Annotated in this window: 13 protein-coding genes; 8 read left to right on the forward strand and 5 right to left on the reverse strand. The window is 61.6% G+C overall.

Translation table 11 applies throughout. The annotated features are described in order from the left end of the window. Window positions 1-213: 213 nt before the first annotated feature. Window positions 214-1,062 carry an IclR family transcriptional regulator gene (locus tag CLI93_RS05100; RefSeq protein ID WP_095542507.1) on the forward strand — a complete coding sequence of 283 codons (849 nt, stop codon included), beginning with the start codon at window positions 214-216 and terminating at the stop codon, window positions 1,060-1,062. A gap of 200 nt (window positions 1,063-1,262) precedes the next feature. Here CLI93_RS05100 and CLI93_RS05105 read toward each other — a convergent pair whose 3' ends face one another. Both CLI93_RS05105 and CLI93_RS05110 read right to left on the reverse strand, forming a co-directional pair. Next, a complete protein-coding gene (locus CLI93_RS05105) occupies window positions 1,263-2,258 on the reverse strand; it encodes an alpha/beta fold hydrolase (RefSeq protein ID WP_172424273.1) in 996 nt (331 codons plus the stop codon). Between the two features lie 156 nt (window positions 2,259-2,414). Further along, complete coding sequence (locus CLI93_RS05110) at window positions 2,415-3,449, reverse strand: DMT family transporter (protein ID WP_095542440.1); 1,035 nt, start codon at window positions 3,447-3,449, stop codon at window positions 2,415-2,417. A 195-nt stretch (window positions 3,450-3,644) separates the two neighbouring features. On the opposite strand from CLI93_RS05110, the gene CLI93_RS05115 reads away from it, so the two are divergent. After that, window positions 3,645-4,775 carry an acyl-CoA dehydrogenase family protein gene (locus tag CLI93_RS05115; RefSeq protein WP_095542439.1) on the forward strand — a complete coding sequence of 377 codons (1,131 nt, stop codon included), beginning with the start codon at window positions 3,645-3,647 and terminating at the stop codon, window positions 4,773-4,775. Window positions 4,776-5,162: 387 nt separating this feature from the next. Here the strand turns inward: CLI93_RS05115 and CLI93_RS14750 are convergent, their stop codons facing one another. Then, window positions 5,163-6,164: a hypothetical protein gene (locus CLI93_RS14750; protein ID WP_143326400.1), complete on the reverse strand. Its 1,002-nt coding sequence runs from the start codon at window positions 6,162-6,164 to the stop codon at window positions 5,163-5,165. Between the two features lie 20 nt (window positions 6,165-6,184). After that, entirely contained in the window at window positions 6,185-6,856 is a 672-nt protein-coding gene (locus CLI93_RS14755) for an SGNH/GDSL hydrolase family protein (RefSeq protein ID WP_143326399.1), read from the reverse strand. Between the two features lie 289 nt (window positions 6,857-7,145). On the opposite strand from CLI93_RS14755, the gene CLI93_RS05120 reads away from it, so the two are divergent. Next, window positions 7,146-8,639, forward strand: coding sequence for a hypothetical protein (locus CLI93_RS05120; RefSeq protein WP_095542438.1), 1,494 nt, complete (start codon window positions 7,146-7,148; stop codon window positions 8,637-8,639). A gap of 9 nt (window positions 8,640-8,648) precedes the next feature. On the opposite strand, the gene CLI93_RS05125 is transcribed toward CLI93_RS05120, so the two are convergent. Beyond that, the gene (locus tag CLI93_RS05125) at window positions 8,649-9,236 is read right to left on the reverse strand and encodes a type II secretion system protein N (RefSeq protein WP_095542437.1); all 588 of its coding nucleotides are present in this window, start codon (window positions 9,234-9,236) and stop codon (window positions 8,649-8,651) included. A gap of 299 nt (window positions 9,237-9,535) precedes the next feature. On the opposite strand from CLI93_RS05125, the gene gspG reads away from it, so the two are divergent. The 5 genes from gspG to gspK are packed head-to-tail and all read left to right on the forward strand — an operon-like array spanning window position 9,536 to window position 12,975. Continuing rightward, complete coding sequence (gspG, locus tag CLI93_RS05130) at window positions 9,536-9,988, forward strand: type II secretion system major pseudopilin GspG (RefSeq protein WP_095542436.1); 453 nt, start codon at window positions 9,536-9,538, stop codon at window positions 9,986-9,988. Between the two features lie 54 nt (window positions 9,989-10,042). Next, window positions 10,043-10,576: a prepilin-type N-terminal cleavage/methylation domain-containing protein gene (locus tag CLI93_RS05135; RefSeq protein WP_238945811.1), complete on the forward strand. Its 534-nt coding sequence runs from the start codon at window positions 10,043-10,045 to the stop codon at window positions 10,574-10,576. Next, on the forward strand, window positions 10,573-10,983 hold the full coding sequence (gene gspI / locus CLI93_RS05140; protein ID WP_095542435.1) for a type II secretion system minor pseudopilin GspI: 411 nt from the start codon (window positions 10,573-10,575) through the stop codon (window positions 10,981-10,983). The genes CLI93_RS05135 and gspI overlap by 4 nt, the downstream gene beginning before the upstream one ends. A gap of 1 nt (window position 10,984) precedes the next feature. Continuing rightward, the gene (locus CLI93_RS05145) at window positions 10,985-11,878 is read left to right on the forward strand and encodes a PulJ/GspJ family protein (protein ID WP_172424272.1); all 894 of its coding nucleotides are present in this window, start codon (window positions 10,985-10,987) and stop codon (window positions 11,876-11,878) included. A gap of 11 nt (window positions 11,879-11,889) precedes the next feature. Further along, complete coding sequence (gspK, locus tag CLI93_RS05150) at window positions 11,890-12,975, forward strand: type II secretion system minor pseudopilin GspK (RefSeq protein WP_172424271.1); 1,086 nt, start codon at window positions 11,890-11,892, stop codon at window positions 12,973-12,975. Window positions 12,976-13,102: the final 127 nt, after the last annotated feature.

The raw sequence follows: 13,102 nt of genomic DNA on the forward strand, positions 1-13,102 counted from the left end.
AATGAATCCACTCACCGCAAAACGACCAAAGGTTTTTTGCATTTTTCAATCAGATTGCGCAAAAGAAATTAGGTGAAAACACCAAAAACGGAACAAGAAATATAAATCTTCCGTTCATCGAAATAATTTGCATGTTAGTCTCCGATTCCTTCCGATAGGATGCACGCCATGACCACATCCGCACGAGCCGGCAGACAGCGCCACCATCCGGCAATGGCCGCCGACGACACGCAAGCCACTGTTGCCCAGCACCAGCGCAGCGCCACCCACCGCATCTTTAGCGTGCTGCGGGCGTTGGCTCAGCATCAGCGCGAAGGCGTGCGCGTGACCCATTTGGCCCAGGCGCTGGGGCTGACCCAGGCCAGCGCCCACCGCCTCTTGCAAAGCCTGGTGCAGGAAGGCATGGTCGAGCAGGATGCGCACAGCAAGCGTTATCGGTTGAGCCTGGACTTGTTCTGCCTGGCCGCGCAGGCCTCGGCGGGCCAGGATTTGCGCACTCTGGCGCGACCAGCCTTGCTGCGCCTCAATGCCAGCCTGGGCGATACGGTGCTGCTCATGGTGCGCTCCAGCTTCGATGCCGTTTGCCTCGATCGCGTCGAAGGCCAATACCCGGTGCGCACCTTCACGGGGGATGTGGGCGGGCGCGTGGCCCTGGGGGTAGGGCAGGGCTCGCTGGTCATCCTGGCGCACCTGCCCGAGGCCGAGCATGAGGAGGTGTTGCGCTACAACCTGCCTCGCATCCAGCACTACAACGTCTATGACGAGGTTTATCTGCGCAACGCCGTGCGCCAGGCGCGCGAGCTGGGCTACAGCTTCAAGCGCGACGGCCTGCTCGAGGGCATGGCCGGCATTGCCGTGCCGGTATTCGATGTCAATGGCAGTGTGGTGGCGGCGCTGTCCATCGCCACGCACGTCTCGCGTCTGAGCGATGAGCGCCTACCCATCGTGCGCGACCTGCTGCTGCGTGAGGCGCGGCAGCTGTCGCAGCACATCAACCCCTTTGACCCCAGCTTGCGCCGCCCCATGTACACCATGGTGGCCCATGTGGGGCAGATGCTGTGATGCGCTGCGACCATTGCAGGCGTGGCGGTGTTATCAGGGCTTGTTGAGATTGAGTGTTGCGGCGGTGTTTTCGGTCAAAAAACCGCAACTGCTGCGTTGAAAGCGTTTGCAAGGTGTCCAGGAGCCTTGCGAGCGTTTTCGCCTTGCATTTGCGACGTTTGCCCCGAAAAACCGCTTCGCAAACCCAATCTCGACAGGCCCTAGGAGGCAGGCAGCAGCCCGCAGCCGCGCAGCCAGTCGATGATGTGTTGGTTGACCCGCACGGGCTGCTCCTGCTGGCTCCAGTGACCGCAGTTGCGGATCAGTTCGGTCTGGGCGCGTGGTACGTTGCGGGTGATGTCTTGTGCGGTGGCTGGCGGCAGCACAAGATCGTATTCGGCGGTGAGCATCAGCGCGGGCAGTTGCACCATGTCGGGCGTGCCGGCGCTGTCGAGCCAGTTTCGGTGCAGGTTGCGGTACCAGTTGAGGCCGCCGGTGAAGCCAGTGGCTTTGTAGGTGTGCACATAGACGGCCAGCTCGTCCTGGCTGAGCAGCGGCTCGCCCCACAGCTGCGGGGTGTGGCCCAGCAGTGTGGCGGGCAGGGCGCGCAGCAGTTCGGGCTGCTGGCGCGCCATCTCGGCGATGGCGGCTGGGTTGGGGCGGCGCATCATGCCGGAGAAGGTGGCGGCCACGTCGCGGCCCAGCAGCTCCTCGCCCTGGCCTGGCTTCTGGAAGAAGACCATGTAGTGTTGCTCGCCACGGTATTTGCGCAAGGTGGCGATCAGGTCGTCCTCGGTGCGGCGGGTGTAGGGGGTGTTCAGGGCGATCACGCCCAACAGGCGCTCGGCGTGGTCGCGCGCCAGCGTCCAGGCCAGGGCGCCGCCGAAGTCGTGGCCGACGACCACGGCCTGCGCAATGCCCAGTGCGTCCAGCATGCCGAGCACGTCGCGCGCCAGGTTGTGCATGCGGTAATCCTCCAGTGCGCCTTGTGCGCCGGTGTGGCCGTAGCCGCGCAGGTCGGGCACGATGACCTGGCAGCCGGCCTGCACCAGCGGCTCGATCTGGTGCCGCCAGGAGTAGGCCAGCTCGGGGAAGCCGTGCAGCAGCACGATGGGCAGACCGGCGCCGGCCACATGCACCGAAAAACGCGCGCCATTGGCGTCGATGGTGTGTGCGGCGGGCATGTCGGGGTAGGGGGGCAGGCGTTCTGCTGTCATGGCGGTCCTTTCTGGCTGGTCGTGGCAGGCGGCGCGGCCATTGCCGGCGCTGGCCATGCTTGGGCTTTGCCGGGCGGTTGGGCGCACCGGGCGATGGTGGTGGCAAATCGTAGTTGCAGGCCATGCACGGGCCTGCAGCCTTGGGGACAGGCCCTACTATGCAGCCCCCCGATGCTGGCGCTGGTGCACGCGCGCGCACCACAGCACGCCGGCGATCAGGGCCGTCATGGCCAGCCATTCCAGCATGGAGGGCAGGCGCCAGTCATAGAGAAAGCCATAGACCAGGCCAAAGACGGTCTCGAACACGATCATCTGCCCGATCATGGTCAGCGGCAGCTGGCGGCTGGCGCGGTTCCAGAAGTTGTTGCCCACCACTGAGGCCAGGATGGCCAGCGTGCCCGTCAGCAGCCAGAAGTACAGCCACTGCGCAGGTGTGTGTGCCGAGTCGCCTGCAGTCGGCGCCACCCAGGGGGCCAGAAAGGCCGGCACAGCCAGCCCCAGGGACAGCAGCCCGGTGGCCAGCCCAGTCAGCAGCGACCAGTCCCACGGCGAGATGTCCGGGCGGCGGCGCAGCCAGTGGCTGTTGTAGATCGAATAGGCCGACCAGCTCAGCAGCGCGCCGCTGGCGGCCAGCAGCCCCAGTGCGCGCTGGGCGGTGCTGAGCGTGGCCGTGGCCGGGCTGCCTTGCAGCAGGCTTTGGGCTGCCACCAGGCTGGTGCCCAGCAGACACAGCGCCAGCGGCGCCAACAGCGGGCGCAGGCCGATGGCGCCCTGGCGGCTGGTGCCAAACAGCGTCACCAGCACCGGGATCAAGCCAATGATCAGCGTGGTGGGCGCTGCACCGGCCCATTGCACGCCCCAGACCAGCAGCACGTAGTACACGATGTTGCCCAGCATGCTCAGCCCCAGCAGCCCCAGCAGCTCTTGGCGGCCCAGCCGGCCGCGCAGGCGGCGCCAGCGCGGCGCCAATAGCAGTACGGCCACGCAGCCATAGACCAGATAGCGCGCGGCCGAAAGCTGCCAGGCGTTGAAGTCCGGCAGCAGCAGCGGGATCAAAAAGATCAGCCCCCAGAACGCCCCGGCCACCAGGGCATTGACGACCCCGGCGGTGACCTGTGACGGCGGCGTTGCGCGGGGTTGGGATGCGGCGAGTGGGGCGTGGGCGTGACTGGCGGGCGAGGGGTGCGACATGGGCGCGGACAGGACAAAAAACGGCGGCCATGGTAGCAGCCGGGTGCGTGGGCCGGCCCCTACAATGCCTGTTTTCCCTTTGAAGGGTCTGCACGCAGCGCGCCGCGCGTGCTGCGCAGCGCCCGTGCCGTGCAGGCGCACTGGTGCGTGGCCCGTGCGGGCCTTTCCGTTGCAACGCACCTTGGAGACCTGCCCATGCTGTTGACTGAAGACCAGACCATGATTCGCGATGCCGTGCGCGCTTTCGTGCAGGAGCAAATCGCCCCGCATGCCGCGCAATGGGACCGTACGCACCACTTCCCTGCCGACGTTCACCAGGGCCTGGCGGAGCTGGGCGCCTATGGCATCTGCGTGCCCGCTGAATACGGCGGCGCTGGTCTGGACTACCTGACGCTGGCACTGGTGCTGGAGGAAATTGCCGCCGGCGATGGCGGCACCAGCACCGCCATCAGTGTGACCAACTGCCCTGTCAACGCCATCCTGATGCGTTATGGCAATGACGCACAGAAGCGCCAATGGCTGCAGCCGCTGGCGCAGGGCAAGATGCTGGGCGCGTTCTGCCTGACCGAGCCGCAGGTCGGCTCGGACGCCTCTGCGCTGCGCACCACTGCGCGCCGCCAGGGCGATGAATACATCATCGATGGCGTCAAGCAGTTCATCACCAGCGGCAAGAACGGCCAGGTGGCCATCGTCATTGCCGTCACCGACAAGGCCGCGGGCAAGAAGGGCATGAGCGCCTTCATCGTGCCCACCGACAATCCCGGCTACCACGTCGAGCGGCTCGAGGACAAGCTCGGCCAGCACTCCAGCGACACGGCCCAGATTCGCTTCGAGGACTGCCGCATCCCGGTGGAAAACCGCATCGGCGAAGAGGGCGAGGGCTACAAGATCGCGCTGTCCTCGCTCGAAGGCGGGCGCATCGGCATCGCCTCGCAAAGCGTGGGCATGGCGCGCGCGGCTTTCGAGGCCGCGGTGCAATACGCCAAGGAGCGCGAGAGCTTTGGCACCGCCATCATCAACCACCAGGCCGTGGGCTTTCGCCTGGCCGAATGCGACATGCAGATCGAGGCAGCGCGCCAGCTCATCTGGCACGCTGCCAGCCTGCGCGATGCCGGCCGTCCCTGCCTGCGCGAGGCGGCCATGGCCAAGCTGTTCGCCAGCGAAATGGCCGAGCGCGTCTGCAGCGCCGCCATCCAAACGCTGGGCGGCTACGGTTACGTCAACGACTTCCCGGTCGAGCGCATCTACCGCGACGTGCGCGTCTGCCAGATCTACGAAGGCACCAGCGACGTGCAGAAAATCCTGATCCAGCGCGCGCTGGGCTAAAAGCCATTCCTTTTAAGATCTTTACAAGCAGAGTTTTTCACTTCCCCTCTCACCTTGTTAGAGGGGGATTAAAAGGGGCACCCGCAAGGAGATGCTGCATTTGCCAGCGAAAGCATTACATTCTGACGGATGTGCTCCGTACTCTCTAGTTATTCAGTCTCTGCCTGCGAAGGCAGGTAAATGCCGCTAATTGAAAATAGTGGAGAAAAGATTTTTTGGGGTAATTAGAGAACTTCAGAAATGATAGGGCTGAAAGGAGGTAAATCACTGCAGGGGTAGGTGGACGGACTTGGATGGACTGTGGATATGGTTCCTGTGATGATGGAAATTTTACCTTGCAGCCATCCAAAGCCGATTTTGAGTAGCCTTACAGGGATTTTATAAAATTTAGTGCAGTATGCCTCCTGAATGATAAGCCGAAACAGCAAGTAATGCAATGATATCTATTGGAAGTGTGCAGTTGATTTCTTGGCGTTGGCGGCTAAGCAGTGAAAGGCATCTTTCTGTTACTAAGTGCGCCCTGCGTTGAGTGGCGATGCTTGCCGATAGAGCCAAATACTTCGTTGGAAACTCTGTGCTATCGGTTGAGTTTAAAATTCTATTCTTATTGTATTTCCATATTTCTTCAGCGTGATGTGAGAGTGACTCTATACTCAGTGATTCAGCGTAGAGTGCTGATGGATCTTTATAGTTGGAGTCGATTATCAATTGATTTATTTTTTTCTCATAGTCCGGGGTTTTTCTTGATATGAAGTGAGCCTCTTCCTTAAATCCGTTATCAATTAATTTTTTCTCTATATCTTTTAGGCCGTTGTAAAGGTAGATGTAGCCTTCTAGATCTTCGAGAATTTCGGGGTTGGTAATATTTTTAGGGCTTTTTTGAGGGCTTTGAGCTTGGTCTTCGAAGGAGTTGAAGTATGCATAGTTAATGATCTTCGATATGTTCTCTCTCAACCAGCGTTGGTTTGAGTCTTTTTCTTTAATTTTCCCTATCAGTGAAAGAAATGCTCCAGTTGCAGCAATCTTATTTTTTGATTGCTCTTCTTTTTGATATGAGTTGGCTGTGAACTTTATGTCGGGGGTAAACAGGTGGTTGTTTATGTTTTCAAGAAGCTTGGTTAAGTAGGGAATTAATATTCCATCTGTGTCATCATTGATGATAATTTGTGAAATGCTTAAGAGGGCCTGGCTGGATGCTGCCCATTCGATTCCACCATTCTTGGTGTTTTTAAAAGCGTTGACAAATTTTCCTTCCTTGATCCTAAGGCTATCTATTTCTTTTAATAGAGAGCTGAGGCTCATTGATTGGTGTGAAGAGGCTGCTGCTATCTTTGGTGCTGCAAATAGAAAAATTGCAGAGCTGGATAAAAATGATCGGCGATTTATCATGTGTTTCTCTCTTGAATGAATTATGCTATCTGCATGCCCATGTTGAGACATTTCTGATAAATGTGGCTTGCATATGTTGCGGCGGCTGCTTTTGAGGGGTGGCCTATCCCGTCTACCATGGATGGTGGAACCAGCCCAGAAAAGTTCAAGAATTGCACTCTAGATGAGCCATAAATAGAAATTAATTCATTTGTTTTGATTTGCAGTTGGTTGTTGTGTTGTTGCCATACGTTTTGGAAGGATTGCATAACAGGAAGTCCGCAAATGAGGACTTTGAAGTTTGCATTCGCAGATGTTGTTATGAAATTTATATTGTCTGCTGGCGAATTGGGGTTGAATTGATGTAGTCTTTGGTTTAGCATTAATGTGGCTAGCTCTTTTACTCTGGTGCCAAGTGAATGTGGACTCCAGTGAAAGCCAACATCATTTGCGCCGAGCATGATGACGTGATTTCTTGTCATTGCGAATTGCATGGCGTTTCTGTATGTATCTAGCGCCCATAGCGATGTATGTCCTGAACGGGCCCAGCAAAAAAACTTTTTGTTTGTCCCTGTGTAAAAAGGTGGATCCTCTTGTCCTGTAGAGCTCTCGTAGCGGTTGACGATTTCTTTGAATATTCTTTTCTCCATTATGGAGTCTCCATGAAATGTTACGCCATTTCTCAAAAGACCTTCAATCACGATTGTTGCCATGTTGCTATCTCCTGTTGAGTGAGTCTTGATGGTAAGCGTTTCTTTGATTGCGGATATCGGTGTAAACCCTTAGTTTCTTGGCTGGGTCTGGGGATTTATTTCTATTGAAGATGTGCTATTCTGGTTGTTTTGGGGTTTTTTATTTAAAATATGTCATTTATGATGGCTTTTGGGGTTTTGGGAGCTGGTGTATTTTGTGGAATTTCTGTGATTTTGGTCAGTTTTGACTGTTTGTGGTGGTTTGTTGATTGGGTAATGGGTTGTGAGTAGGTCTTTTATTTTTTGTTTTTTGTTTTTTGTTTTCGTTGTTTTTTTGTTTTACGGCTCCTTTGCCGATGATGCATTCATCGTGGCGCGTTATGCGGAAAACCTGGTGCATGGGGCTGGCCTGGTTTTCAATCAGGGGGATGCCGTCAATGCGCTGACTTCGCCATTGCATGCGTTTTTTATGGCGGGGCTTGCGTGGTTGGCTGGCGGCTCGGTCAGGACTTATGTGCTGCTGGCCGCAGTGGCAGTCTTTGGGGTGGCTGGCTGGGCCGCGTACAGGATGTTTGCTTTCAGTCCTGAAAAGGCCCGCCTGTACCAATTCCTGTTATTGACATTCCCGCCCGTGGCGTTCTGGACTTTGGGTGGCCTGGAAACCCCGATTTTGCTGGTGCTGATCCTGCTGATATGTGCATGTGCAGCACAAGACAGCAACGTGCGCGGCGATATGGGTATTTTGGTGCTGTGCGCGCTGGCGGGCTTCACCCGCTATGACATGGTATTGCTGTTGGGGCCGCTGGTGTGCACCGTGCTGTGGCGGCGCAAAGGCAATGTCAGGGTGTGGGGCGTGGCAATTTTTCTGGCAACGCTGTTTGCCCTGTGGTTTGCATGGTGCTATTGGTATTATGGCGATTTATTGCCAACCTCTTTTTACAATAAAAATATTTCCAAATCCTCTGCTGCTGCGCTGGGTAAAGGGCTTTTTTATGAATTTTCGTTAGTGGTTTTGCTGCTGTTGCCATTGGCTTTGGCATTGTTGTTGGGCAGGCAAAAAGTAGCTGAAAATGAGCCGAGCCGAGCCGAGCCGAGCCGCTTTCACGCGCTGATAGCCGGTTTGCTGCTTTATGGCGCGTATGGGCTGTTTGCAGGCACCGTGCACATGATGTATTTGTATCGCCTGTTTGTGCCGATCATCCCTGTGCTGCTGTGGGCGGCGCTCAGGTATTTGCCTGTGGCGCCCAAGCCATTGGGTTATGGGCTGATGGGCCTGGTGCAGCTGACGTTGGTGTATGGCATTGACCAGCATTCCCTGAATTTCAATCTGGCCTTGCTCATTCCAGGCGGGCAGGATTGGTACGAATTCAGCCGCGCCGGCGCAGGGCCGTCGAACAAGCAGGCCAACAAGGTTTTTGCCCAGCAGGCACAGGCCATTGAGCGGCATTGGCAGACCCAGGGGCAGGACGCTGCGCTCGTGCCCAGAATGGCCGTTTGGACGGAAGGGCAGCCCGGTTATCAATTGAGAAATTTCTACGTGTACGGCCCGCTGGTGAGTTATCGGCACGAATGCCGCGCCGATTATTTCAAGATGGCCCATTACGTGCAGGACATCCAGTACCTGGCCGATGGCGCAGCGCCGCCGCAGGCGAAAAATGCGCAGGGCTGGGAGCTGGTGACATACGACGACATGCCGATTCGGGAATGGGGCGGTGAGCGCAAATTGATCCGGGTGCTGTGGTTTTTCAAGCAGCCGGAACTGGCGCACACGCTGCCTGCGCGGGTGCATGGGGCCTGCCGGTGATGGCCTTGTTCAACCCCCAGGCGGCATGGGTACATGCTGTTGGGTGGAGCGCGGTGAGTGGCGCGGTGGCAGATTGTTGGTAATGGGCTGGGTGGTCGGCGCGGCGTACAGTGGGCTGGCGGCGGCCGGGCGCTGGGCGGGCTCGAACTCGGGCAGCTGCAATTGCAGCTGGGCTGCGCCGCCCCGGCTGGGGCCCAGTTGCGCGCTGCGCCCCGAGACCGACTGCAGGTAGAGGTTTTCGCCGCCGTCGAGCAAGGCGCCAACGCGGTAGTGCTTGGCGGGCTGGCCGTTGACGGCGATCAGCGCGGCGCCGTGGCCGCTGCGTGCGCCGGCCAGCACGCCCACGAGCTGGTACTGCGCGGCCGGCGGCGGTGGCTCGTCCGGGGCCGCTTGCGGCTCGGCGGCATCAGCGCCCAGCAGCTGATTCAGGCCCTGGGCATCGGCCAGCAAGGCGGCCTGGGCCACGTCGGCCTCGGCCGGGGGCTGTTGGCTGGGCAGTTGCAGCAGCCAGAAAGCGGCGCTGCCGACAGCCAGGGCCCACAGCCCCAGCGTGAGCAGGCGCGGAGGCCAGGCGGAGGAGAGAAAAGGCGTACGCATGGGCTGCGATTATGATTCACGCCGCAGCTGGCAGCAGCTGCCTGGTTGCTGCCTTTGCGCTGTCGTGTGTTGCATTGGCGGCTGGGTTTGTTGAGATGGGGGTTGCGAAGCGTTTTTTTCGAGGCAAAAGCCGCAGGTGCCAGGCGAAAATGCGCGCAAGGTTGGATGCCTTTTACAAGCATTTTCGACGCAGCAACTGCGTAGTTTTGATCGAAAAACCGCCGCAACACCCCCATCTCGACAAGCCCTAATCCTGTGGCTCGTGTGCTGCCTGTGTTTTTTTGCTCCAGGGCGTTTCTATGTTGACAAGCATTTCCCGCCGCCCTGCTGGCCGCCGCCAGCAGGGCTTTACGTTGATCGAGATCATGGTGGTGGTGGTCATCATCGGGGTGCTGGCTGCGCTGGTGGCGCCCAGCATCCTGGGCCGCACTGACGAGGCGCGCCAGACAGCCGCGCGCGCCGACATCAATACGCTGATGACGGCGCTCAAGCTCTACCGTACCGACAACATGCGCTACCCGACCAGCGATCAGGGTCTGCAGGCGCTGGTGGCGCGGCCCAGTACCGAGCCGGTGCCGGCCAAGTGGAGTCGCCCGTACCTGGACAATGGCAAGCTGCCCAATGACCCCTGGGGCAATCCGTATGTGTACGTCTTCCCCGGCGTGTATGGCGAGGTGGATGTGCTCTCCTACGGCGGCGATGGCCGCCCCGGCGGCGAGGGCACGGACGCGGACATCGGCAGCTGGCAGTAAGCGCCCGCTGGCTGTTCAGACGGTTCAAAGTTCCAGCGCGAGGAGCCAGTTGGCATGGGCCGCAAGGCGTACACCGCAGCCATGGCCTGGGCGGGCAGCACTGCAGGCCGGCCAGCCTGGCCGTGCTGCCCTTCGCGCCTGTCACTGACGCCGCTGAAGCCGCGCCGCCAGCGCGGCTTCACGCTGATGGAGATTTTGGTGGTGGCCACCATCATCGCTGTCGGCGCGGCGGTGATGGTGTTGGCCTGGCCAGACAGCGGGCAACGCGCGCTCGAGCGCGAGGGCGACCGCCTGGCGGCGTTGCTGGAGTCGGCGCGGCTGCACTCGCGCGCCAGCGGCCATGCGGTGCATTGGCGCCCCACGCCCGAAGGCTTTGTGTTCGAGGGGCGCATCCCGCATTTGCTGCAAGACCTGCCCACGCGCTGGGAGCAGCCGGGCGTAGTGGCCCAGCCCGTGCAGCCGGTGCTGCTGGGGCCCGAGCCCATTCTCACGCCCACGGCCATCACGCTCAGCCTGCCGGATCAGCCGGCGTTGCGCGTGCAGGTGGTCAGCGATGGTCTGGCGCCGTTCGAGGTGCGCGTGCCATGACGCTGCCCTGGCCGCGCCGAGCCGCGCCCAAGCCTGCCGCGCGCGGGCTGCGCCAGCATGGCTTCACGCTGGTGGAGGTGCTGGTGGCGCTGGCCATCGTGGCGGTGGCGCTGGCTGCGGGCTCACGCACCGCAGGCGGCCTGTTGCACAACGCCCAGCGCCGCGAGGAGGTGATGCTGGCGCAGTGGTGCGCCGAGAACGCCCTGGTGCAGGTGCGCCTGCTGGCGCAGACCCAGCTGCCCTCCATTGGCACCACGCGCGAGCGCTGCGAGCAGGCCGGGCGCGCGTTCGAGGTCGAGGTGGTCAGCAGCGGCACCGTCAACCCTTCGCTGCGGCGCGTCGATGCGCGTGTGCACAGCGCGCAGCACTTTGTGCTCTCGCTCTCGACCCTGGTGGGGCGCTTCTGAGATGGCGGGCCAAAGAACTTCTGCAGGCGCAGGGCGCGCGGCGTGCGGCTTCACGCTCATCGAGGTGCTGGTGGCCGTGGCGCTGATGGCGGTGCTGGCAGGTCTGAGCTGGCGTGGCATCGACGGCTTGTTGCGCGCCCAGGCCCATGCCGAGCGCAGCGCGCAGCAGCAGGCGCTGCTGCAGACCGCGCTGGCGCAGTGGCAGCGCGACCTGGATCAACTGGTGCAGGTGCCGGCGTTGACCACGCTGGACTGGGACGGCAAGGTGCTGCGCCTGACGCGCGCCAGCACGCGCGTGCACGAGGGCGACCCCCCCAGCCTGCGCGTCGTGGCCTGGGCGGAGCAGCAGATCGACGGCCAGAGCCACTGGCTGCGCTGGCAGTCGCAGCCCATCAGCCAGCGTCACCAATGGCTGGCGGCCTGGAATGCGGCCCAGCTCTGGGCCCAGGGGCAGGGCCAGTCACAGTACGGCCAGGCCGTGCGCCTGCTGCCGCTGGTGCGCTGGCAGATTTTTTATGCGCTGGAAGGGCGCTGGAGCAACCCGCTGTCCAGCCAGCAACTGGGCTGGGCCGGTGGCCCAGGCCCAGGCGGTGGCGGCCCGCAGGGCGGGCTGGACCAGCCCTTCGACCGCCAGGAGCGGCCGCCAGCCGATGGCCAGCGCGATGGCGCACTCGATGCGCCCGATGCCCCAGGTGGCCAGGCCCCAGGCAACGGGCAGGGCAATGGCGAGGGCGGCGCAGAGGGCGAAGGCAATGCGCAGCGCTACCAAAGCCCAGCCGTGCGCATGCGCCTGCCCGACGGCATCCGCCTGGAGCTGGAGCTGGCCGAGCACAGCGGCTTTGGCGGTCGCATCACGCGCGATTGGCTCAGCCCACTGTTCGGGAGTGCGCGCTGATGGCCGGCCGCATGCCCCCCCATCGCTCAGGCGGCCTGGCGCAGCGGCTGCGGCCCGCCGCTGCGGCGCGCATGCGCGGCGCGGCCTTGCTGCTGGCCATGCTGATTGTGGCGCTGCTGGCCAGCATGGCAGCTGCGGCCAGCTGGCGTCAGTGGCGCAGCGCCCAGGCCGAGGCCGATGAGCGCGCGCAAATGCAGTCGCATTGGCTGGTGCGCGGCGCGCTGGACTGGTCCAAGATCATCCTGAACATCGACGCCGTGGTCGATTCGGCCTCCAGCAGCCAGGGCGGCCAGCCCAGCGATCACTTCAACGAGCCCTGGGCCGTGCCGCTGGCCGAGGCCAAGCTGGGCACCTTTCTGAGCGCCGAGCACAACATCGCCACGGACGCCAACGCCGATCTGGGTGAGGCCTTCTTCTCTGGCGCCATCGTCGATCTCAACGGCCGGCTGAACTTTGCCAATCTGCTCGATGGCGGCCAGATCGACCCGCAGGTGCTGCAGCAGTTCGAGCGTTTGTTCATCGAGCTCGGTCTGGGCGCAGGCCGCGCTGCGCCGTTGGCGCAACGCTACCTGGAGGCCACCCGCGTGGATTTGCAGGCCGATGTGGATCTGGCGCCCACCTGTGTCGAGCAGCTGGCCTGGCTGGGCCTGCGCGAGCCCGAGATCGCCTTGCTGCGCCCGCACATCACGCTGCTGCCGGCGGTGCGCACGCGGCTGAACCTCAACACCGCCAGCGAGCGTGTGCTGGCCGCCGCGCTGCCCGAGGGCGCCGGCAGCGCCGCAGCGCGCCTGGTGGCCGTGCGCAGCCTGCAGCATTTTGATTCGCTGGCCATGGCCCAGGCCCTGCTGCCTGGGGAGATGGCGCTGCCCGAGCGCTATTTCAGCGTCGGCAGCGATTACTTTCTCGTCAGTGGCCGGCTGCGCCTGGACGCGCTGCAGACCCAGGACCACTACATCCTGCGCCGCGATGGCCGCACGCTGCACACCGTGGGCCGCGAATGCGCCGTGCCGCCGCCAACGCTGGACGCCCCGCTGGCGCCGTTGAGCACGGCCCCACAGCCAGGCCAGCCAGGCCAGCCCGCAGCGCAGCGACGCTGAGAGCCGCTGTTCAACATCTTTGCACGGCGGTTTCCGGATTGCGGATTGGGCCGATCCGCTTGCGCTGCAAAGCCTCGCCACAGCGTTGGCCATGGCTGCGTGATCGGCGCAATGTGTCGCCTTGCAC

It is taken from the genome of Vandammella animalimorsus, assembly GCF_002288875.1.
Lineage (GTDB): Bacteria > Pseudomonadota > Gammaproteobacteria > Burkholderiales > Burkholderiaceae_C > Lampropedia > Lampropedia animalimorsus.

Coding starts and splice junctions, on each gene's coding strand:
- CLI93_RS05100 (WP_095542507.1), top strand. CDS start 214: ATGGCCGCCGACGACACGCAAGCCACTGTTGCCCAGCACCAGCGCAGC.
- CLI93_RS05105 (WP_172424273.1), bottom strand. CDS start 2,258: ATGACAGCAGAACGCCTGCCCCCCTACCCCGACATGCCCGCCGCACAC.
- CLI93_RS05110 (WP_095542440.1), bottom strand. CDS start 3,449: ATGTCGCACCCCTCGCCCGCCAGTCACGCCCACGCCCCACTCGCCGCA.
- CLI93_RS05115 (WP_095542439.1), top strand. CDS start 3,645: ATGCTGTTGACTGAAGACCAGACCATGATTCGCGATGCCGTGCGCGCT.
- CLI93_RS14750 (WP_143326400.1), bottom strand. CDS start 6,164: ATGATAAATCGCCGATCATTTTTATCCAGCTCTGCAATTTTTCTATTT.
- CLI93_RS14755 (WP_143326399.1), bottom strand. CDS start 6,856: ATGGCAACAATCGTGATTGAAGGTCTTTTGAGAAATGGCGTAACATTT.
- CLI93_RS05125 (WP_095542437.1), bottom strand. CDS start 9,236: ATGCGTACGCCTTTTCTCTCCTCCGCCTGGCCTCCGCGCCTGCTCACG.
- gspG (WP_095542436.1), top strand. CDS start 9,536: ATGTTGACAAGCATTTCCCGCCGCCCTGCTGGCCGCCGCCAGCAGGGC.
- CLI93_RS05135 (WP_238945811.1), top strand. CDS start 10,043: ATGGGCCGCAAGGCGTACACCGCAGCCATGGCCTGGGCGGGCAGCACT.
- gspI (WP_095542435.1), top strand. CDS start 10,573: ATGACGCTGCCCTGGCCGCGCCGAGCCGCGCCCAAGCCTGCCGCGCGC.
- CLI93_RS05145 (WP_172424272.1), top strand. CDS start 10,985: ATGGCGGGCCAAAGAACTTCTGCAGGCGCAGGGCGCGCGGCGTGCGGC.
- gspK (WP_172424271.1), top strand. CDS start 11,890: ATGCCCCCCCATCGCTCAGGCGGCCTGGCGCAGCGGCTGCGGCCCGCC.